The 19,217-nt window shown below is 38.8% G+C and carries 36 protein-coding genes; all 36 read left to right on the top strand.

What is annotated here, in order from left to right; all coding sequences use genetic code 11:
* The first annotated feature begins 3 nt into the window (after positions 1-3).
* The 36 genes from FCL54_RS08080 (at position 4) to FCL54_RS07910 (ending at position 19,132) form a co-directional block, all read left to right on the top strand.
* Positions 4-1,305, top strand: a complete 1,302-nt coding sequence (locus FCL54_RS08080; protein WP_138125167.1) for a replicative DNA helicase — start codon at positions 4-6, stop codon at positions 1,303-1,305.
* Positions 1,306-1,521: 216 nt separating this feature from the next.
* Entirely contained in the window at positions 1,522-1,686 is a 165-nt protein-coding gene (gene fbpA, locus FCL54_RS08075; protein WP_138125165.1) for a Fur-regulated basic protein FbpA, read from the top strand.
* Entirely contained in the window at positions 1,679-1,819 is a 141-nt protein-coding gene (locus FCL54_RS23895) for a hypothetical protein (RefSeq protein WP_171016738.1), read from the top strand. The genes fbpA and FCL54_RS23895 overlap by 8 nt, the downstream gene beginning before the upstream one ends.
* A gap of 2 nt (positions 1,820-1,821) precedes the next feature.
* Positions 1,822-2,016, top strand: a complete 195-nt coding sequence (locus tag FCL54_RS08070) for a hypothetical protein (RefSeq protein ID WP_138125163.1) — start codon at positions 1,822-1,824, stop codon at positions 2,014-2,016.
* A 4-nt stretch (positions 2,017-2,020) separates the two neighbouring features.
* A complete protein-coding gene (locus FCL54_RS08065; protein ID WP_138125161.1) occupies positions 2,021-2,623 on the top strand; it encodes a dUTP diphosphatase in 603 nt (200 codons plus the stop codon).
* Positions 2,624-2,705: 82 nt separating this feature from the next.
* Entirely contained in the window at positions 2,706-3,080 is a 375-nt protein-coding gene (locus tag FCL54_RS08060; RefSeq protein ID WP_138125159.1) for a replication terminator protein, read from the top strand.
* On the top strand, positions 3,080-3,787 hold the full coding sequence (locus FCL54_RS08055; RefSeq protein ID WP_138125157.1) for a hypothetical protein: 708 nt from the start codon (positions 3,080-3,082) through the stop codon (positions 3,785-3,787). The genes FCL54_RS08060 and FCL54_RS08055 overlap by 1 nt, the downstream gene beginning before the upstream one ends.
* A 56-nt stretch (positions 3,788-3,843) precedes the next feature.
* A complete protein-coding gene (locus FCL54_RS08050; protein ID WP_138125155.1) occupies positions 3,844-4,053 on the top strand; it encodes a DUF3954 domain-containing protein in 210 nt (69 codons plus the stop codon).
* Positions 4,053-4,232 (top strand): hypothetical protein, encoded by a 180-nt coding sequence (locus tag FCL54_RS08045; RefSeq protein ID WP_138125153.1) that lies wholly within the window; start codon positions 4,053-4,055, stop codon positions 4,230-4,232. The genes FCL54_RS08050 and FCL54_RS08045 overlap by 1 nt, the downstream gene beginning before the upstream one ends.
* A gap of 14 nt (positions 4,233-4,246) precedes the next feature.
* Positions 4,247-4,690 carry a hypothetical protein gene (locus FCL54_RS08040; protein WP_138125151.1) on the top strand — a complete coding sequence of 148 codons (444 nt, stop codon included), beginning with the start codon at positions 4,247-4,249 and terminating at the stop codon, positions 4,688-4,690.
* Positions 4,671-4,901, top strand: a complete 231-nt coding sequence (locus tag FCL54_RS08035) for a hypothetical protein (RefSeq protein ID WP_138125149.1) — start codon at positions 4,671-4,673, stop codon at positions 4,899-4,901. The genes FCL54_RS08040 and FCL54_RS08035 overlap by 20 nt, the downstream gene beginning before the upstream one ends.
* Before the next feature lies 1 nt (position 4,902).
* Positions 4,903-5,493 carry an HNH endonuclease signature motif containing protein gene (locus FCL54_RS08030; RefSeq protein WP_138125147.1) on the top strand — a complete coding sequence of 197 codons (591 nt, stop codon included), beginning with the start codon at positions 4,903-4,905 and terminating at the stop codon, positions 5,491-5,493.
* A 17-nt stretch (positions 5,494-5,510) separates the two neighbouring features.
* Positions 5,511-5,798 (top strand): hypothetical protein, encoded by a 288-nt coding sequence (locus FCL54_RS08025; protein WP_138125145.1) that lies wholly within the window; start codon positions 5,511-5,513, stop codon positions 5,796-5,798.
* Between the two features lie 44 nt (positions 5,799-5,842).
* The gene (locus tag FCL54_RS08020; RefSeq protein ID WP_138125143.1) at positions 5,843-6,169 is read left to right on the top strand and encodes a hypothetical protein; all 327 of its coding nucleotides are present in this window, start codon (positions 5,843-5,845) and stop codon (positions 6,167-6,169) included.
* A 44-nt stretch (positions 6,170-6,213) separates the two neighbouring features.
* Positions 6,214-6,522, top strand: a complete 309-nt coding sequence (locus FCL54_RS08015; RefSeq protein ID WP_138125141.1) for a hypothetical protein — start codon at positions 6,214-6,216, stop codon at positions 6,520-6,522.
* 43 nt (positions 6,523-6,565) lie between these two features.
* Positions 6,566-6,859, top strand: a complete 294-nt coding sequence (locus FCL54_RS08010; RefSeq protein WP_138125139.1) for a DUF3310 domain-containing protein — start codon at positions 6,566-6,568, stop codon at positions 6,857-6,859.
* Positions 6,819-7,037: a hypothetical protein gene (locus FCL54_RS08005; RefSeq protein WP_138125137.1), complete on the top strand. Its 219-nt coding sequence runs from the start codon at positions 6,819-6,821 to the stop codon at positions 7,035-7,037. Before FCL54_RS08010 ends, FCL54_RS08005 begins: the two co-directional genes overlap by 41 nt.
* 120 nt (positions 7,038-7,157) lie before the next feature.
* Complete coding sequence (locus tag FCL54_RS08000) at positions 7,158-7,364, top strand: hypothetical protein (RefSeq protein WP_171016737.1); 207 nt, start codon at positions 7,158-7,160, stop codon at positions 7,362-7,364.
* Between the two features lie 145 nt (positions 7,365-7,509).
* The gene (locus FCL54_RS07995) at positions 7,510-7,704 is read left to right on the top strand and encodes a hypothetical protein (protein WP_138125133.1); all 195 of its coding nucleotides are present in this window, start codon (positions 7,510-7,512) and stop codon (positions 7,702-7,704) included.
* Positions 7,705-7,725: 21 nt separating this feature from the next.
* Complete coding sequence (locus FCL54_RS07990) at positions 7,726-8,181, top strand: ArpU family phage packaging/lysis transcriptional regulator (RefSeq protein ID WP_138125131.1); 456 nt, start codon at positions 7,726-7,728, stop codon at positions 8,179-8,181.
* Between the two features lie 435 nt (positions 8,182-8,616).
* Entirely contained in the window at positions 8,617-9,159 is a 543-nt protein-coding gene (locus FCL54_RS07985) for a site-specific integrase (RefSeq protein ID WP_138125129.1), read from the top strand.
* Positions 9,160-9,344: 185 nt separating this feature from the next.
* Positions 9,345-9,596: a hypothetical protein gene (locus FCL54_RS07980; RefSeq protein ID WP_138125128.1), complete on the top strand. Its 252-nt coding sequence runs from the start codon at positions 9,345-9,347 to the stop codon at positions 9,594-9,596.
* 92 nt (positions 9,597-9,688) lie between these two features.
* Positions 9,689-10,120 (top strand): hypothetical protein, encoded by a 432-nt coding sequence (locus FCL54_RS07975; protein ID WP_138125126.1) that lies wholly within the window; start codon positions 9,689-9,691, stop codon positions 10,118-10,120.
* 45 nt (positions 10,121-10,165) lie between these two features.
* Positions 10,166-10,474, top strand: a complete 309-nt coding sequence (locus tag FCL54_RS07970) for an HNH endonuclease (protein WP_138125124.1) — start codon at positions 10,166-10,168, stop codon at positions 10,472-10,474.
* 306 nt (positions 10,475-10,780) lie between these two features.
* Positions 10,781-11,131 carry a hypothetical protein gene (locus FCL54_RS07965; RefSeq protein ID WP_138125122.1) on the top strand — a complete coding sequence of 117 codons (351 nt, stop codon included), beginning with the start codon at positions 10,781-10,783 and terminating at the stop codon, positions 11,129-11,131.
* A complete protein-coding gene (locus FCL54_RS07960) occupies positions 11,106-12,776 on the top strand; it encodes a terminase TerL endonuclease subunit (RefSeq protein ID WP_246055176.1) in 1,671 nt (556 codons plus the stop codon). Before FCL54_RS07965 ends, FCL54_RS07960 begins: the two co-directional genes overlap by 26 nt.
* Positions 12,777-12,789: 13 nt before the next feature.
* A complete protein-coding gene (locus tag FCL54_RS07955) occupies positions 12,790-13,950 on the top strand; it encodes a phage portal protein (protein WP_425467114.1) in 1,161 nt (386 codons plus the stop codon).
* Positions 13,951-13,952: 2 nt separating this feature from the next.
* Entirely contained in the window at positions 13,953-14,693 is a 741-nt protein-coding gene (locus FCL54_RS07950; protein WP_246055175.1) for a head maturation protease, ClpP-related, read from the top strand.
* Positions 14,694-14,729: 36 nt separating this feature from the next.
* Positions 14,730-15,932, top strand: a complete 1,203-nt coding sequence (locus tag FCL54_RS07945; RefSeq protein WP_138125120.1) for a phage major capsid protein — start codon at positions 14,730-14,732, stop codon at positions 15,930-15,932.
* Positions 15,933-15,978: 46 nt separating this feature from the next.
* Positions 15,979-16,338: a hypothetical protein gene (locus tag FCL54_RS07940; RefSeq protein ID WP_138125118.1), complete on the top strand. Its 360-nt coding sequence runs from the start codon at positions 15,979-15,981 to the stop codon at positions 16,336-16,338.
* 8 nt (positions 16,339-16,346) lie between these two features.
* The gene (locus FCL54_RS24750) at positions 16,347-16,907 is read left to right on the top strand and encodes a fibronectin type III domain-containing protein (RefSeq protein WP_138125116.1); all 561 of its coding nucleotides are present in this window, start codon (positions 16,347-16,349) and stop codon (positions 16,905-16,907) included.
* Complete coding sequence (locus tag FCL54_RS07930) at positions 16,908-17,255, top strand: phage head closure protein (RefSeq protein WP_138125114.1); 348 nt, start codon at positions 16,908-16,910, stop codon at positions 17,253-17,255.
* The gene (locus FCL54_RS07925; protein WP_138125112.1) at positions 17,252-17,644 is read left to right on the top strand and encodes a hypothetical protein; all 393 of its coding nucleotides are present in this window, start codon (positions 17,252-17,254) and stop codon (positions 17,642-17,644) included. Before FCL54_RS07930 ends, FCL54_RS07925 begins: the two co-directional genes overlap by 4 nt.
* Positions 17,628-18,038 carry a hypothetical protein gene (locus FCL54_RS07920; RefSeq protein WP_138125110.1) on the top strand — a complete coding sequence of 137 codons (411 nt, stop codon included), beginning with the start codon at positions 17,628-17,630 and terminating at the stop codon, positions 18,036-18,038. Before FCL54_RS07925 ends, FCL54_RS07920 begins: the two co-directional genes overlap by 17 nt.
* Positions 18,038-18,625 carry a phage tail protein gene (locus FCL54_RS07915; protein ID WP_138125108.1) on the top strand — a complete coding sequence of 196 codons (588 nt, stop codon included), beginning with the start codon at positions 18,038-18,040 and terminating at the stop codon, positions 18,623-18,625. The genes FCL54_RS07920 and FCL54_RS07915 overlap by 1 nt, the downstream gene beginning before the upstream one ends.
* Before the next feature lie 45 nt (positions 18,626-18,670).
* Entirely contained in the window at positions 18,671-19,132 is a 462-nt protein-coding gene (locus FCL54_RS07910; protein ID WP_138125106.1) for a hypothetical protein, read from the top strand.
* The last annotated feature ends 85 nt before the right edge of the window (positions 19,133-19,217 follow it).

Below are 19,217 nucleotides of genomic sequence, written 5' to 3'. Positions count from 1 at the left end.
ACATTGAACAAATTCGAGTTAGCGACACAAAACGAAGCATTCTATTTAGGCTCTATCCTTAAGGATCCGACCTTGTTAAACGAATCACGGTTACAACCTAAACACTTTTTTCATCAAAAAAATCGCGAACTGTTTAAAGCGATGATCGAGGTAAAAAACGAAGGCGAGGAAATCTCTGTTGTCTCACTAGCGATGCTTGGTGAATCCCAGACCATGAAGTTTGGCGGAAATGCCTACCTGTCAGAAATCATGAACGGTGTACCGAGTGTTCATTCGTTTCAGTCCTATGAGAAATTCATAATGGATTTTCATACTGTTCAGGTTGCTCAGGAGCATGTTAATAGTTTCCTAGAGAATACTAAGGAATCTCACAAACTAACAGAACTATCAAGTCTAATTGCAAACGTCACTAAGCTTGAAACCGCCACAGTGAAGAGAAATGAATCGTTCAAAGAAAAGCTAGCGAACAGGATGGAACAGCATTACAACAGTCCAAAAACAGGTCTGAGCGGCATTGATACTGGTTATGTCGGCCTAAATAAATACACTGATGGATTCCAGCGGACTGACTTGATTGTTGTTGCTGCAAGACCCAGCGTAGGTAAAACAGCCCTTGTTATGAACAGCGCCTTAAACGGCTTGAAAAATAACAAAAATCTGTTTCACACCATGTTCAGCATTGAGATGGCAGACGAGCCAGTGATAGACCGGTTGATTGCGATGGAAGGCAGAATCAACCTCATGAAGATGCGAAACCCAAATAAAACCTTTGATCCGAATGGGCAGGAGTGGGATAGGTATCAGATGGCAATAAGAACACTGGAAAAATTGAATGTTGATATCAGGAGAGAAAACACTGTTCCAGAAATCAGGTCAGCTGTCAGGAGAAATATCAAGGAGCATCCGGATAAAGATCATATTGTGTCCCTTGATTTTTTAACCCTGGTAAAGCATACAAACCCTTCTGGAAACAAACATAGTGATATATCCGATATCATAGTGGACCTGAAAGGGATAGCAAATGAATTCAACGTGCCGTTCATCGTTATCTCTCAGTTAAGCAGGTCAGTGGAAAACAGGCAGGACAAGCGTCCGGTGCTAAGTGATCTGAATGAATCTGGAACCATTGAACAAATAGCAGATGTTGTTATGCTGCTATATCGACCTGACTATTACCAAAATGATGATCCAGAAACAAAAGATCTTGTGGAGATCAACTTTGCGAAGAGCCGCCAGGGAAGGACGGGTTTGCACAAAATGAAGTTCGTAAAAGAAACCAACACCTTTCATGATCTGGTGTACTAATGACCATCAAAGAGCTGTACACGGATGCCATAGAGTATAACGAACCATCTTTGATACTGCTACTAGATTTTTTATTGAAAGAAAAGAAGGTCCTCACCTTAAACGATAGCACGGAAAAGCTACATTTTTACTTACGTCTTTACTTACGTCCTGATTTTAAGAACAAGATGAACGACCACTTAAAAGCCTACAAAGAAAAGAGAGAAGGGATTAACGATGGGAACATTAGCAAATAGCGTTGAGGTTAAGCGGAAGCGGTATATAGATTTTCTTTCTAATCTTGGTTATACCAAGTTGAAAGACGGCCGAACGTTATACGATCTTACTCTTTCAGACTTGGAGTATTTCTATAACCAAGAAAGGATGAAAGAAAATGATTAACTGGTACTTTGGCACTTCAGTTAAAGATAAAAAAATAGTGGTCCAGGCGGAAAAAGAAGCACATGCCAAATGGATGGCTGGGTGTTTACTAGGTTCCTGGAACTTAGTTTTGCTCAAAAGAGAGGCTGCTTAAGCATGGATGGGTTATACGTCAAATATGAAGTGAGAAAGAAGTCGGACGGTTCTACGGTTACCGGTTGCTTTGTTCTTAGACCTGATAAAGACCAAGCAGCACGGAAAGCTCTAAAAGCTTATGCAGCTGCCACACCAAATAGAGAACTAGCAAATGATATTTATGCCTGGTTAAATCATTTAAATGCAGAGGGGTGAGTTTGTGGACCTTGTAAAGCTATTAAAAAAGCAAAAAGAGTTGGATGATGTAATCGTTAACGATAAAAGTCTTTTTGGTGATAATCACGACTGGAAAACACTTGCTTTGGATGTGGAATTAAGCGAGTGCGCTAACGAATGGCGAGGTTTTAAGAAATGGAGTAACGATCAGGAACCACGAACACAAAAACTTAGAAGACCAGTAATGAATGATGAAGACAAGGAATATTACAATCCTTTGCTTGAAGAATATGTGGATTGCTTACATTTCTTTTTATCTATAGCAATCGAAAAAAGATGGCAAGAATCTTTGTACATTTACGAAGAAGCGATAATGGAAATCAAAGATGAAGGTCTAGATGGAGATGTAACAAAGGCCTTTTTAGAAGTTAAGTACTGGTTAATGAAATCTTTTGCAGAAAAAGGAATGGACGAAAAGGTTGAAAAAACCTTTGGTATTTCGAAACAAGAATTTTGCTTTAAAAATGCATGGTTTGTCTTTATAGCAATAGGCATTGTTGGCTTTTGCTTTGATTTGGATCAAATTGAAAATGCCTACTATGACAAAAACAAAGTAAATCATGAACGCCAGGAACAAGGCTACTAAAAAATTTACCCTTTTATACTGGTTTATTGTGGTAACTTATCCACTATTTATAAACATTTTATCCACAGGGAGGAAGAATAAGATGAAAGCTATCGATTTACAAAACTTTGCAGATGGAGCATTGGCGGAACGATTCAACCATGAATTAGGCAAGGTATTAGAAAACATTGCAGATCCAAACACTGACCCGAAGAAAGCCAGGAAAGTAACGTTGACTGTCACTCTTAAAGCGGATGAACAAAGGGACATTGCACAGGTCGGAATTGTTGCTAAGTCTACCATCGTTCCAGCAAAAGATATCGAGACTAAAATCATCATGGATACGGACAACACGGGTAAAGTTATCGGTTCTGAATTGAAGTCAGGACAAAAGGGACAGACCTATATTGATGATGAAGGCGATGTTGCGGATGACACTGGTAACAAAGTGATCGAATATCAAAGGAGGACTAAATAATGATTAAAGAAGCTATTGAGTACATTGTTCGGTTAGGAAATGTGGAAAGCTATAAAATTAACGGCCAGGAGTATTCTTCTGAAAGGCTGCATTTAATAGAAAAACCAAAAGCTTCACCATTTCAAGTGAGAAGCCTTTCTGGATTGGTTGAATATTTAAAGTCTAATTTTGACGGTGTGGAAAATTTAATGATTCATATTAGCAGCCCTACTGAAGTTTTAGCCTTCACACCAGTTAACGATGACTATAACAGAAGCGAATTTATCCAGGCATCAGCAATGATTCCATCCTTCAATTTCGATCGCTGGTATAACACTGAAGAGTTTAACATCAAGCTGCAATCCAGTTTTGTTAAAAATGAGGACCGAGACATCATGCTGAAGGTTGTTGGGAATATCAAAGAAGAAAACGTTAACACGATCGGTGATGATGGCGTCTCTCAAGCAGTTGTAGCAAAAACAGGGGTGGCGTCAGTAGGTAATGTAAAAGTGCCTAATCCGGTATCTCTAAAACCATATCGTACTTTTGTTGAAGTAGATCAGCCCGAAAGTGATTTTGTCTTCCGGATGAAATCAGGTCCATCATGTGCATTGTTTGAAGCTGATGGAGGTGCCTGGAAGCTAGATGCAATGAAAAACATAAAAAAATACTTAGAAGAATCACTTGCCAGTGAAATAGCTGATGGGAAACTTATCATCATTGCGTAACTAATCAAAATTGCCCCGGTCATCCCGGGGCTTTTATATAACAGGGGGGGGAAAATATGGAAACTCAAAAGGAATCTAAAGTAAGCATTGATAAAACAAAGAACGGCATTTACGTAGTTAGCAATGGAGAATTATTCAGCCTCCCAGCTCCTCCATCTGGTTTTGGGAAGACCATAGTTTTATGGCAGTACGGCGAATTCATGAATGCTGAGGAGTCTGCTATTTATCGTCCGAACGAACTTAATAAGAATCAGGGGGATGTTTGATGGCTAAACCAATTGAATTTATCGTCCGTCATAGTCTTAAAAACAATCGCTGGGAAGCATACGACAAAGAAGCAAACCGATTGATAGGACATACGAAGCCAGGTATCCAGAACCCAGATCGAATGATTGACGAGCTAGAAAAGGATCATGGCTGTAAATACATTAATGAGCAATCCTAAGGAGGATAGTATTTATGGGGGAAAAGAAATTGAAGTCATTTGAAGAGCTGGCTGAGGTACTTAATGGTGAGAAGAAGAAAGAAATCGAAAAGGTTAAGCGGAAATACAAAAAGGATGAACTTGCTGAACTTTTCCTTGATCAGAAGCGAGAAAGTGAAGTTAGACAAACGGTTATCGATGAACTAAGAAACAAAATAGATAATTATCAATACATTGACCAGGCTGTAAAACGCAAAGAGGGTTTTGCAATCGTTTCAGATGGTACGGTCGGCGGATCACACGTTTTGGTAAATGGAAAACTGCAGCATAATCTTTGTGGGGCCGGAATCATTGTTTCCTTATTTAAAGGAACAACTGCCTGGACAACCAGTCTTGAGGATGGGAAAAACTATTTGTTCACTTCATTTGGATATAACGAGGATAGAGAGGATGAACAAAATGAAAAACACTTTGGGTGATCTTAACAACCATTTATTCGCACAGCTCGAGCGTTTAAGTGATGAAGAATTGAATGGAGAAAAACTTAAAGAGGAAATCGATCGTGCAAAATCAGTAACGCAAGTCGCGTCTCAAATTATTGCAAATGGATCACTGGTGCTCGATGCTAAAAAATTGGCAGATGACAGAATGAATGCTGATACGAGAGTACCTAAAATGTTGGAGGGGTAAAATGCCTCATCGATATACAACAGAACAAGTGAAATTTCTTACACAAAATATAGAAGGCCGTAGCAGAAAAGAATTACATGAAATGTTTAATGACCATTTTGGATTAAACCTAAACCTTTCTCAAATCACTAGCGCCCTTAAAAACCGCGGCCTGAGCAATGGTTTGGACTCGCGGTTCAAGCCAGGACGCGTTCCGTTTAATAAAGGGAAAACAGGACCTGGAGCAGGAGGATGGGAGCCAACTCAATTCAAGAAAGGTCATAAACCTCATAATTATAAGCCGGTTGGTACTGAGAGAGTGAATGGTGATGGTTATGTTGATATTAAAATTGCTGATCCTAACAAGTGGAGGACCAAACACAACTTAATTTGGGAGAAAGAAAACGGACCAGTCCCTAAAGGTCACGTTGTGATATTCGGTGATGGAAATCGTTACAATTTCGATCTTGATAATCTAATCCTCGTGTCTAGGAAACAATTGGCCATGTTGAATAAACATAATTTGATTCAAAAAGATGCTGATCTTACCAGGACTGGAGTTATGTTAGCTGATTTATATAGAAAAATTGGTGAACGGAAGAAAGCTAAATAAATATGAGGTGAAGGTTAATGGCAGCGCTATTAGATGATGTGAATGTTATGCAGGAAGAGGAAATAGGCTGGATGATGGAAATGGACCGGAAAAATATAAACCGTTTGGCTATTAACATTTTAAAAGAACACAGGGAACGGATAAGAGATGTTCTGCCGATCATTAAGAAAACCACGTCACGGAAAAGGGCGGAGAAGAAGTTTAGGCTTGTGGACTATATTATCGGGCGAATGATTTTCTTTGATGAAAGCTTTGATGTAGCAAGAGATAAAGCGCTGATTGAAAATGAACTTGGGCGGATTTAATAGACAGTCGAACGATTATATTCAGTAAGAAAGAGGAGATGGAATTGAATAATACGAACGCAAGACTCAAATTGATTGAAGGCGCTATTGCAGATTCGGTTGAGGAATACGGGGATTATGAAACGGTTAAATTAGATTCTGCTGATGCACATTGGTTAGTTGATATGGTGAGAGAGTTTCAGAAGGAAAACAGTAAGGATAAGGCTTTACTTAAATGGCATAGTGAAAACCTTCACGCTTACATGTGTAGTGTTTGTGATAATAGATTTCACATTGAAGAGATATTGTACCCAACACATGTCACTTGTCCGTATTGTGGCGAAAACGATGTTTGTATAAATAGCAAAGACTATGCAAAGCTTGGTGAATAGTACGACGAAACTATTCATCAAAAATAAATAGGATGGTGCTACCATTGGATAATAAAAACCATTTGATAAATGAGTATAAGACGCATAGTGAATGGTTGATCGACCAAGTTAAAGAGAAGAATGCCAGGATTGAAGAATTAAAGGAAAACTATATGTATAAAGAATGCCTTATTTATTCCAAAGGAGACTGGATAGAAGCTGAATTTATAGGTGTATTCCAGTATTCAAATGTCACAGACCCTTCGCCAATGAGATGCGGTCATTCGGGTGGTGTAATTGCATATCCGATGGCAGTTGTTAAAGTGAACGAAAGATTAGTGGAAATAGGTTTATCGAATTTCAAATTCAAATAATGATTTGTTTCATTTACAACAATAAAATGAAGGAGGAGCAAAGATGCCAGGAGAACATGCTTGGGAAATTCCAGAGCTTGAGGATATTATTAACGAGCCAAATCACTACCACAAGAACGGAATTGATGTAATCGGTTTTAGTGAAATGCAGTTCCCTAAAGAAGAACTTAAAGGCTTTTACCGTATCAATGTCATTAAATATGCAACTAGATATGATCGGAAGAATGGTACGGAAGATCTGGAAAAGGCAGTGTTTTATCTGCGAAAACTAATTGAGTTAAGCCAGGAGGAAAAGGATGGGGAAGAAAAATCCTATCTTGCAGAAAAAGTGGAATGAAGGCTTCCATGCCGGAATGGAAGCCGGACGAAGACAAGCAGTGTTAGCCTTCGCTGAAAGGTTTGATCGGCTGGCAAATACAAAGGGATTCGGTGAAAAGACTATGGAAAAAATAATTAAGGTCATGGAGCTTCCTGTCGAGGAGGAAGTAGATGATAGGGATAAAAAGAGTAGATGACAGAATAATAGAGTACATTTGTCCTGACTGTGATATATCAGAAGTGACAGAACGGATCTTACCTAAAAAAACATGTCCTCATTGCAAGTTATTGATGGAGGCTTTTGAGTGGGAGGGACAATGAACTATCCTATACGCCTTCCAGAATCATTCCTGTACTTTAAAGAAAAAAGCGATAAACAGTTTGAACGTAGTGTAAAAAGCTATATAAAAAAGAATCATGATGAACTGGAATATCAATATACTGAAGGCATGATTGCTATTTGCAAAAGGAAAAAGAACTATGTTCATAAGTATCGAAATTGGGATAAGAAAAAGAAGAAATAACCTTGTTATCAGGGCTAAATAATAGGATAATATTTACAAACACATATAAAGCCTGGCGGGAAAACCGAGGGCACTAATCAAATCAGCATTTGAGCTGTTAAGATTGGTGTCCTCTTTTTTTATTCTGGAAAGGGGGAGGTCCATTTTGAAGACTATACAAGATGAATTGACTAAATGGACTAATAAAAATATGCCCGAAAAGAAGATAATTAAACCTAGACCAAAGACTCAATCGAAGAAGCCAAAGAAGAAAAAGGAAGAGAAAATTGATTGGGCAGATTTAATGGGGATGAGAAGGCCAACTTATAGACGTAATCGCGGTGCCATGAGACAAAAATAAGTTTAAATGGAGGAACCAATTATGGGAAAGCAATTAAATTTTAACTTGCCTGAAATTGACCGGGAAGCCACTAGAGATGCCGTTGAAGGAGCATTAGAGAGATATCGTATGTTTCTATTGATGGAACCTGAAGAAAGATTGCCTAAAGTGACTCAAACGTTCACCCTGGTTCCTCCATCGAACACAAATGGTTTTCACTCGTCTACTGAAGACGCAGCTGTTCATAATGTTGACCAAGAGTTGTCCATGCAAAAACACATTAAACGAATTCAAAAGGCAGTTAATCGTTTAAGTTACCAAGAGAGAGGGATAATACTAAAACGTTATATGCTAGAAGACGATGTGTTTGATTATGAAGTTTACAATGAGTTAGGCATGAGCGAGAGAAAATATTATCGAGTAAAGGGTAAAGCATTTTATAAACTTGCTTTTATGCTCAAGATCGAAGTAATGATTGAAAATGAAAAGGTTTCATAAGTGGCAGAAAAAATGCAGGATTTTGGCAGGATAACGGCAGGGAATTTCCTGTTTAATCGTTTATTATGGTAATAGATAAAATTTTAAGACGTTCGCAAAAGCGAGCGTTTTATATTTCACTCCAAACCTGCTGTAGATCTGGTATTGGTAGAATTACGGATCTCCTTCATAAACCTTGTGACCCTAGCAAGTAAGGTTTGGATCAGGGGCGCTTTCCCTTCGCGTTAGTAAGAGAGGGAGCCATTCCTTGTCTGTGGAGTCTCGTAAGACTTAATAATCCGGGCCATAACAAAGTGCAATACATTTTTCTAAGGTCGTTAGTACTTAATACCGGTAGACGTAAATGGATCCTTGGTGAGCACTGGCTGTAGCAGACGTGCCGATATTATGCAGGGACGCCACAGAGAGGGAATGCAAGAAAAGGAGGTGCAGCTGATGAACTTTGTTCAACCGATTCGTGATCCGGACAAGATTAGTGCGATTAAGCATTTCTTTAAGTCCAGAAGCGAAAGAGATTATATGATGTTTTTAGTTGGCATTAATACCGGACTTCGAATATCGGATATTCTTCAGTTAAAGGTCGGTGATCTAAGAGGGCAGCACATCCGATTGAGAGAAACTAAGACCAGGAAGCAAAAGATGATCAGAATAACTCCTGAGCTTGGCAGAGAGCTAAAAAGATATCTTGGAGATAAAGAAGACCATGAATATATCTTTCAAAGCAGAGTGGGCGAAAACAAGCCGATAGGAAGAAGCAGAGCGTATAAGATACTAAGGGAAGCTGCAGATGCTTACAACCTTGTTGATATAGGTACTCACACGTTAAGAAAAACGTTTGGGTACCATTTTTATTTGCAGACAAAAGATGTAGCTATGCTGCAAGAATTATTCAATCATAGCTCTCCTCATATTACATTAAGATACATTGGAATCAACCAGGATTCTATGGATAAAGCAATGTCTAAATTTAAGATTTAGCTTATAAGTAACCATTATTTTTAGAGTGTCCACTTCATTTTTAGAAGTTAGCTAAGACTAGTGATAGTAATGGGTTCAGAGTTTTATCTAAGTACACAAAATATAAGATATGGTTACTTCATATAGATACTTGCAGGAATATGTCTCCTTTTGTGGAATTATTTGGTGAAAGGAGGCTGAGGTGAATGACACTATCTGCTGAAAAGAAAAAAGAAATCAAAAGTGTTTTGATGGAAAAAGGAGCAAATCTTCCGTGTGGGAGATGTGGTTCTGATTCATTGTTTATTGAAGATTATTATGGTGTAGATGTATTTCAAGATGATCCGAACGCTCTTAACTTAAATGGAGAGAAGGTTCCTACAGTTGTAGTTGTTTGTAAAAAATGCGGGAACTTATATCATCATGCTGCTAAATTTTTATTACCTAACGATTTTTAAAAGAAAGAGAGCATCCTTCGGGGTGCTTTTCATTTTATGAAACAAATATTTCCTCTATTCGTATATAATGGAAACGGAAAGGGGATAGGGATATGAAAAAACTATTGTCATTATTATTGCTTGTTTTTGTTATTGCCGGTTGTTCTAGTGAGCCTGAAACACTCGAAGGTAAGGTTGATAAGTTTATCGAGGATAATACACTCGCATCTTTAAAGAGTGTGAAGGAAATCGATGGAGGCTTGCAGGTTTGGGTTGTAAGAGACATTAAAAAGTATGATGATGTGGATACATACACATTAAACAGTCTGGCAGCACAGGTGATCGAGAAGTACTCAAAGGATTATAATAATGTACAGGTACTTATCGATGATAAATACAATGACACTAAAGGTAATGAGAAAGAGGCTACTGTTATTAAAGCAGGAATGGACAAAGAAACAGCAGCGTCGATTAACTGGGAGAACTTTGATCCTAACAACTTAAGCAAGGTAGGTAACTACTGGAAACATAAAGAGCTATATTAAACTTAGTCACCTTATCAGGTGGCTTTTCTTTTTGGAGTGATCCAGTTGGAATTAAAAAGAATCAAACAGTTAATCAGAGAAGATAAGCTTGTTAAGTTCTATCAATGTAAAGAGTGGAGAAAACTTAGACTCAAGATACTTAAGCGTGATAACTACGAATGCCAGACCTGTAAAAGGAATGGGAAGGTAGGTAAGGCAGAGAACGTTCACCATATCAAAGAGGTTAAGAAGTATCCTGAGCTTGCTCTTGTGGAAGACAACTTAGAATGCATCTGCATTCCTTGTCACAATGAAGAGCACGATCGATTAAAAGAAATACATAAGCCTAAGTTTATGAATGAGGAACGGTGGTGAGGGTATTGTTCGGTATTTTTAGACGAAAGAGAGAGAAGTATCCATTGTTTTGGTGTGCACATTGTAATAAAAAGTCTTTTGAGAGCATGTGTTGTACTCATTGTAACTTGATGCCTAAAGGATACATCGAAGAAGAGCCAGGAAACTTTAGTAAACCTAGTTTAAAAGCGTATATCGATTATCATAGGAGCAAATAACATCCCCCCATCAAAAAAATCGCCAAATTTTTGGGACCTCTTGAAACGGGGGGAGGTTGTCGGAGAAAATATTTTTTGATTTTACGCGCATGAGAGGGGGGAGGGGTAGATGGCAAAGCCAAGTAGAAAAGCTCAAGACGAATTAATTCAAAAAGAAATCGACCGTATCAATTCCATTTTTATAAATCTACCTGAGAATAAAAGAGAAGTGGCAAAAGAATTAATTGAACGGATAGCATTTATGACGATCCAACTTGAGATTTTAGAGGAAACGATTAAAACCAAAGGTCCAACTTATCTGTTTAAACAGGGTAATCAAAAGATGCTCATTGAAAATCCAGCTCAAAAATCCTATAACACAACGATGAATCGATATACGTCTGCTTACGATAAGTTGTTCACTCTTATTGATAAACTGAATGAGAAGAACAGTGATGAAGATGAAACCGAGGACATATAAATACCACCCGTATATCGATGAATACATGTGGATGATTGAGGATGGAACTATTCAGTCTTGCAAAGAACAAAAACTGTTAGTTGAATTCCTAAGATGGAAACTGGATCAGCCTGGCGTTGTAATTGATGCTGAGGCAATCGAAAACTCTGTTGAAAAACCCAGAAAGTATTTCCCGTTCGAGCTGTTTGCCTGGCAAAGGTTCTGTAATGCTTTTATTTATGGAGTAAGGTATGAAGACGGAAGGTTAATGTTCAACAAATTTCTTATAGAGATAGGCCGGGGAGCTGGAAAAAATGGTTATATCTCTTATAACAGTTTCTATATGATGTCTGGCCACCACGGTATTAAAAACTATGACATCGATATTGTGGCCACATCAGAGAAGCAAGCAAAAACCTCATTCGAAGATGTCTATAACGTATTGGATGATCCTAACCATGTTGAGAAAATGAAAAAGGTTTTCTATTATTCCAAAATGTTAATCCAACATCGAGGGACAAAATCCAAAATGGAATACAACACTTCCAATGCCAGGACAAAAGACGGTAAGAGGAGCGGCGTTGTCATCTTTGATGAGATCCATGAATATGAGGATTACAGCAACGTAAAAGTATTTACATCAGGTCTGGGAAAGAAGAAAGATCCCCGGACCTTTTTTATTACAACTGATGGCTATGTTCGTGGAGGAGTCCTGGATGACTTAAAAGAGGAAGCTGAAATGGTACTCAATAAGGAACTTCCACGTTCAACGCTCTTCCCGTTTATCTGTAAACTTGATGATGAAGACGAAGTGAACGATGAAGCGATGTGGGAGAAAGCAAATCCATCTTACCGTTTCAATAAGGATCTACAAATTGAGATGCAACAAGAATTCTACGACATGCAGCGGAACGCTTCGTTACGGATAGAATTCATGACCAAACGGATGAACATGCCGGTTGAAGATACAAGGAGAGAGGTAGCGACTTATGAAGACCGGCTAGCTACTGACCAGGAGATCCCAGACTTTAAAGGTTACGAAGTGGTAGGCGGAGTGGACTATGCTCAGATACGTGACTTTTGTAGTGTTGGGATTCTTGCAAAGGCTAATGGTAAGCGCTATTGGCTGCACCATACCTTTATGCATCACACAGCGCCAAAACTCCAGGATATCAATCCAGAGATTATAGAATTAGCAAAAGAAAAGGGGCTGTTAACCGTTGTGTACGATAAAGCAATTGGTGCAAGCCACGTAGTGGAATGGTTCGTTAAGATGGCCAAAACCTATCACATCAGGAAGGTATGCATGGATTTACACCGTGCAGCAATTTTGAAGCAAGCGTTTGAAGAAGCCGGCTTTGAAGTGGAAATAGTGCGCAGAGGTTTAATCACCCACAGTAAATTGTCCCCGTTAGTAGACGAGATGTTCATCAACCACACATTAGTGTTTGGTGACGATCCATTAATGCGCTGGTATGTGGGGAATGTTTACAAGGAAGAAAAAGATAACGGAAACATTGAATATAAAAAGATTGATAAAGAGAAGCGAAAAACGGATGGTTTTTTCGCTTTTTTACATGCCTTAAATCTTGATTCGGAGCTGAAAGAACATATCCCGATAACAAAAGAAAACGTTGGTCGAATCTTTAAATCATTCAGCTATTGAGGGAGGTGAGAGATTGGGAACACTGGTGGATTGGTTCAATACTTTTTTAAGAGGAAAAGAGTTTGTAAAGTTAGATGAGATTAACTTTTACACACTCAATGCGAAAGCTTTTTACAAGAAACTTGCTATTGAAACCTGTACTGATTTGATAGCAAATGCTTTGATAAGGTGTGAATTCAAAACCTTTGAAAACGGGAAGGAAAAACGGGGAGAAAACCATTATCTTCTTAACGTGCAACCTAACCAAAACCAGAACGCATCACAATTCATTCATAGTTTGGTGACACACCTTATCTCAGATAACGAATGCCTTGTATTAATGCAGGACAATCAGCTTTACATTGCTGAAGAGTTTGAAAGAGTCCCTTTTGCATTCAAAGAAAACATTTATAAAGAAATTAGCGTCAAGGGGCTAAAGCTAAAAAAAGTCTTTAAGGAATCAGAAGTTCTTTACTTTCAGCTTAATGACAAAAATATAATGAATGTCATTAACAGCCTTTATGAGGATTATGGAAAACTGATCGTTTCTGGAATGAACTATTACAAACGAAAGAATAACAAGCGGTACCTCATAAAAGGGGATTTCTTAAGAGCTCAAAACAATGAAGAGCAACAAGCCATTGATCAAATGTTTGAAAGTCAAATGAAGAACTGGTTTGACCCAGACAAAGAAGGCGCGGCCTTCCAGTTGCAAAATTCCTATGAAATGGACGATCTTAGTGATGGAACAAAAAGTTCTTCCGGTAACAATGGGACTAGCCGAGATATTCGGGCCCTCGTCGATGATGTCATCGATTTTGTGGCAACCAGCCTTCATGTTCCCCGGGGGTTAATCAAAGGGGATGTGGCTGATGTTGAAAAGCAGGTGGATAGCTTTCTAATGTTTTGCATTATCCCATTAGTTAAATTGATCACTACTGAATTCAACAGGAAGATGTACAAGAAAGAGGATTACAAGAAACGAACGTATCTAAAGATCGATTACTCTCAAATTAAGATTGTGGACATTGTTCAGCTGGCAAATGCGGTTGATAAGCTGTTCGCAGTTGGAGGGCTGAACATCGATGACATTCAAGTCTTGCTGGGCAAAGAGCCTCTGAATACTGAATGGTCTCAAAAACGATATGTCACAAAGAACTATCAAGAAGCTGATAGCTTGGAAGGGGGTGAATAGAGTTGAAAATCAGACGGTTTAAAAACGAGAAATATAATAAGCTGGCCACCGTGGAGAATGTGTTCAAAGCCGAAAAATCTGATGATGATAGCCATAAGATTACGATCTATGGTGACATAGGTGAATCATGGTGGGGAGAATCCACATCAGCAAAAGACATTGAGGACGTCCTAAATAAAATCACTTCCGGGACCATCAATCTCCATTTGAACAGTCCAGGCGGTGATGTGTTTGATGGCATTGCTATTTACAATCAATTGAAAAACCATGCATCAAAAGTAATCGTTCATGTGGACGGATTAGCTGCATCAGCGGCATCAATCATCGCAATGGCAGCCGACGAACTTATCATGAACACTGGCTCCATGATGATGATCCATGAAGCTTCAACTTTCGCCTGGGGCAATAAAGCAGATTTCCAAAAAGCGTTAAATGCACTTGAGGGAATCGATAAGTCCATTGTTGATATTTACATGACAAGGTTCCAGGGAGAACGGTCTGAAATTGAAACTATGCTGCAGGGGGAAACCTGGTTCACTTCAGATGAAGCTGTAGATGTTGGTCTAGCAGACAGAGTAAATCAAACTGTCGAAGAAGATGACGATGATGACGTGGATCCGGAAGAGTTTAAAAACAGCGTTCTTAATCGAATTAGAGCAAACAAAGGACAGCAGCCAAAGCAACCAGATTCAACACAACAATCAAATACTATTTTAAATCGATTTAAACGCCAGGCAAACTAGGCGTTTTTATTATGACTAATTTCTGGAGGGAATAAAATGAAAGTAGAAAACAAAAAGCCTTACCTGCCATTAAACCTGCAATTTTTCAATGGCATAAAAAACCTTGATGAGCCTGTAATTGTAAATAAGGAAGAACAAGTTAAAGCGATGCAGGAAGCTTTTGAGAGTGGAGATGCAAATGAAGTAGCAAGCAAAATCGTTGCTAACTTTGAAAACAACATGGTTCACATTCAAGACATGATGAACACTGTAATGAAGGAAGCAAAACAAGCAGATGCTGAAAACTGGGATGCTCAGGTGTTAGCTTCTCGTGGTGTTCGTGTACTGACTACAGAAGAAAAGAAATTTTATAATGCTGCAATTGAAGCAAACTCTTTTGATGAAGTTATTAAATTAATGCCACCGACGGTTTTTGAGCGCGTTTTTGAAGACCTGGAAAAAGAGCACCCATTATTATCTGCAGTCAACTTTCAGCAAACTGGAGCCACAACTGCTTGGGTATTAAGAAAACCAGGTGAGCCAGTTGCCTTCTGGGGAGATGTAACTGCTGCCATTCAAGAAATGCTTGATGAAGGATTCCGTACAATTGAGCAAGGAATGTTCAAGCTTAGTGGGTTCTTGGTTGTCTCTAAAGCGATGTTCGAGCTTGGTCCTGAATGGCTTGATAAATACGTCCGTACATTCATGAAGGAAGTTGTGGCGGATGAGCTGGAAAACGTAATTGTAAATGGAGACGGGAACAAAAAACCAATTGGAATGACTCGTGATTTGGAAGGGTCTGTTACAAATGGAGTCTATCCTTTGAAAGCAGCGAAGGCTCTTGCCGATTTCACTCCTAAAACGATTGGTGAGGAAATCCTGGCACCTACTACAAAGAATGGAACTCGTCGCTATACAGGTGTAACGTTAATCGTTAACCCATTTGATTATGCAACAAAATTCTTTGCTATTGGAGCTAAGCAAAAAGATGATGGTACATGGACTTATGATAATTTCTCTGTACCAGGGCTTACGATGATCCAATCACCGGCCGTACCATTAAACCGGATGATTGCCGGAAAAGCGAAGGATTACTTCATGGGCGTTGCAGCGCAACAGAAACTTGAAACAACAGACGTATTGAGAATGATTGAGGACCAGCGTCTGTACCTTGTTCGCCAGCTGGCAAACGGCCGTCCTCTTGATGCCGATTCGTTTACTGTTTTTGATATCTCAGCAGTAGGAGAGCCTACTCCATAAGAGTGGGCTTTTTATTCTGGAAAATAAATAAGGAGGTAGAGAAGTAATGGCATATAAAGTTGTAAATCGATTTGTGGAAACGCAACACAATAGTGAACTTTACGAAGCAGGGGACACTTATCCGAAGGAAGGATATAAAGCGGATCCTGAAAGAGTGGCTTTTCTGCAAACAAGTAATAACAAATACAGTCGGGTATTCCTGGGAGAAGAAGTTGATCAGCAGGATGATGAATCTCCTGAAAATAAAGGTTCGGAAGAAGAAATTGATCTTGCCCAGCTATCAGCTGCTGAACTGAAAAAAGTAACAAACGACGACCTTAGAGCCTATCTTGATAAAAATAAAATTAATTACGATTCTGATGATATTAAGGAAGATCTTATTAAACGTGTAATGAACAATAAGTAGGCGATCTCATGGATGAAACTTTATTAACATCTCTCAGAGACGAATTAAAAGAGCGTCTTAGGATAACATGGCCTGAAGAAGATGGATCTTTAAAAAATATAATCAAAAGATCCGAGGCGTACTTGTCTAATTTAGCTGGTGCGTCTTTTGATTTTTCTACAGAAGAGTGGCCGAAAGATCTTCTCCTAGAAAGATGCCGTTATGCTTATAACAACGCACAAGATGAATTTGAGAAAAACTTTAAACATGAGTTATCTCGGTTTATCTTGAATGCGTCGTTAGGGAAGATCGGAGTCATTGTGGAATCTCCTACAAATGTTACAGCATCAGCCGTAACTGATACAACATTGACATTGAATTGGGATGAAGTCTCTTATCACTGGGGCATCTCAAAATACGAGGTATTCCGTGATGGAGTATCAATAGGTGAAGTAACAGAGACTCGTTATGAGGACACTGGCTTGTCACCTTCCACAGAGTACACATATCAGGTCAAAGCTGTATCAACAAACGGTATTGAGTCTAAACTTTCTAGTGGTTTAACTGTAACCACAAGCGCAGGTGTTTAGATGAAATCCTATCGCGAAACTTTCAATGACGGGTTTCTCCAGTATGGCCACAATTCAGTGCAGCGTTCTGCAAATGGAAAACGGATAGGGGAAAGTTTTCTGGCAGAAGGGAAACTTGCCTTCAAAGAAATGTCTGCCCGGGAAAGTGATTTTGAACTTGCTGGCACCATGGGTTCTAGTTTGGATTTGAAAGTTAAAACGCGCTTCCCACCGTCTTTTCGTAATATTAAAAAGAGCGGGCTTAAAGTTGTTATAGAGAGTGTGGAGTACGATGTGATAAAAGCCGATGTTGATCGTAACAATAATTATCTCTATTTTTATCTGCAAGAAGTAGGTGATATAACTTGAATGAAAAACCTAAAGCGTTGATCAATAAGCAAAATCAAGAGATTTACAACAACCTAAAAGAAACATTTAATCTTCCAGTTTTTCAGGACGATGTGTCAGAGTCAGAACGACCGGATAAATTGAATCTCTTTTTGATTATTTACGGAGATTTAGTTCAAGGTGAAAATACGGGGAACATGGTTCAAGACGTTTATATCACCTATCTTGCAGAAGATAGCGACACGATTGAAACGGACTCACTCGATATCGTATCTTCAATAACAAAAATCCGTGCGATTCAATTTGTCAGAAGTGAACGCGACCGGGTGCAGAAGTTGAATACGGATGAATATGTAGATCGTATAAACTTCATTTTCAGAAGGGGCATTCGTTATGAGTGCCAGGTTTGAAATTGATTATGAAGACGTTAAACAGCTGCAAGAAAAGTTTGCTAAGATCCCCGGTAAAGTGGAGGAGCACATAAATACAATACTCCATAATTTTGGGGTGAAAACAGTTCAGGATACTATCATCACTCGAATTCCTGTCTCGAAGAAAAAAGGGAAAGTTGAAAAGAAACATGCAAAGAATTCACGGCCGTTAAGAAGTATTACATTCAATCTTGGATTTGAAACGAAGCCTAAGAAACCTTACAGGTACCTGGTATTCCCGGATAAGGGGTTAGGAACCTCAGTTCATAATAGTCCGGATGAATTTATGATTGAAGGAATGAATAGCAGTACACCACGTATTATGCAAGAAATTAATAAAAAGGTAGACCAACTAATTAAGGAGGAATTTTAATGGCTACAGTTGTAGAGACATTTGATTCAACAAAGATTACAAATGCAAGCGTTCAATTTTTTGATGAAACAGGAACACAACAGGCAGGGCAGGAATTCAGCTGTATTGGTTCCATCGAGGGCGAAACTACCATGAAAGAATTGATTAAGAAGTGTGAGGGTGTGGAAGTGGCTAAGCGCACTAAACCAGAAAAGCATGATTTAACTGTTTCTGCTCATGTACCAGTTCAAATTGTGCGTGATTTATTCGGTTTATCAAATACTGATCTAAAGCCTGGAATCTATAAATACTCTCAAAACTCAAAAGGTAAGAAGTTCGTATTAACTGCAGATGTGATCGACGAATTTGAAGAAGTGACAAAGCTGATCGCTTTTCCTAACTGTGTATCTTCCACAGGGTTTAAGTTTGCTATCGAAAATGGAGCGGATGAAGTAGCAGAGATGGAAGTGGAGCTTGCAGCATATCCGGACGATAAACAAAACCTTTACTATGAAGCATTTGTCTCTGAGTTGGAAGATACTACGATCAAAGACACCTGGCACACTACGTTTGATTACACTCTAGTTGAATTGGTTGCCACACCTTAAGGCTGACAATATAACGTCAGCCTTTTTATTTTGGAGGGATGAAAATTGGGTATTAAAATTAGCTCGATTGAATTGAAAGACGTGGAAATTATCGAACTGGAAAACGGTGAATTTGAAAAACGATACATCAATCCGAAAAGATATCCTGCATTTTTAACAAACCGAGCCCTAGCAACCGGCAAACGCCTAGGAATCACAAAGTCATCTCTTTTCGCTGAGATTGTTAAATTGAGTGATGTTATTGGTGATGAAGACGAGATCAATTCTGATGATTTAACACCTGAACAAGCAGAAGTGATTGACGCTGATAAATATTTACCTGTGATCTATCTAGCGGTCATCGGTGCCAACAAAACTCTTGAATTATCTTATGAGGAATTCCTTGATAAGTATCAGGGAGATATTGAAGAGATCGTTAATGATTATATGGAACTAGTTCTGCCCTACCTGCAGCAAGATCCGAATGAGTTTAAGAAAGGGCTGGAAAAAAGTACTTCAAAAAAGTAGAGAAAGGCGTAAAGAAGGCCAAACCACCAGAACTAAATATCAAAAGTGTGGAGGATTTGTACACTCTTTACGTCCTTGTATATGG

The sequence above is a fragment of the Exobacillus caeni genome (assembly GCF_005747095.1).
GTDB classification, from domain to species: Bacteria; Bacillota; Bacilli; order Bacillales; family Guptibacillaceae; genus Exobacillus; species Exobacillus caeni.
Note: the sequence above shows the minus strand (reverse complement) of the source record. Positions and strands in the feature narration are given on the sequence as shown.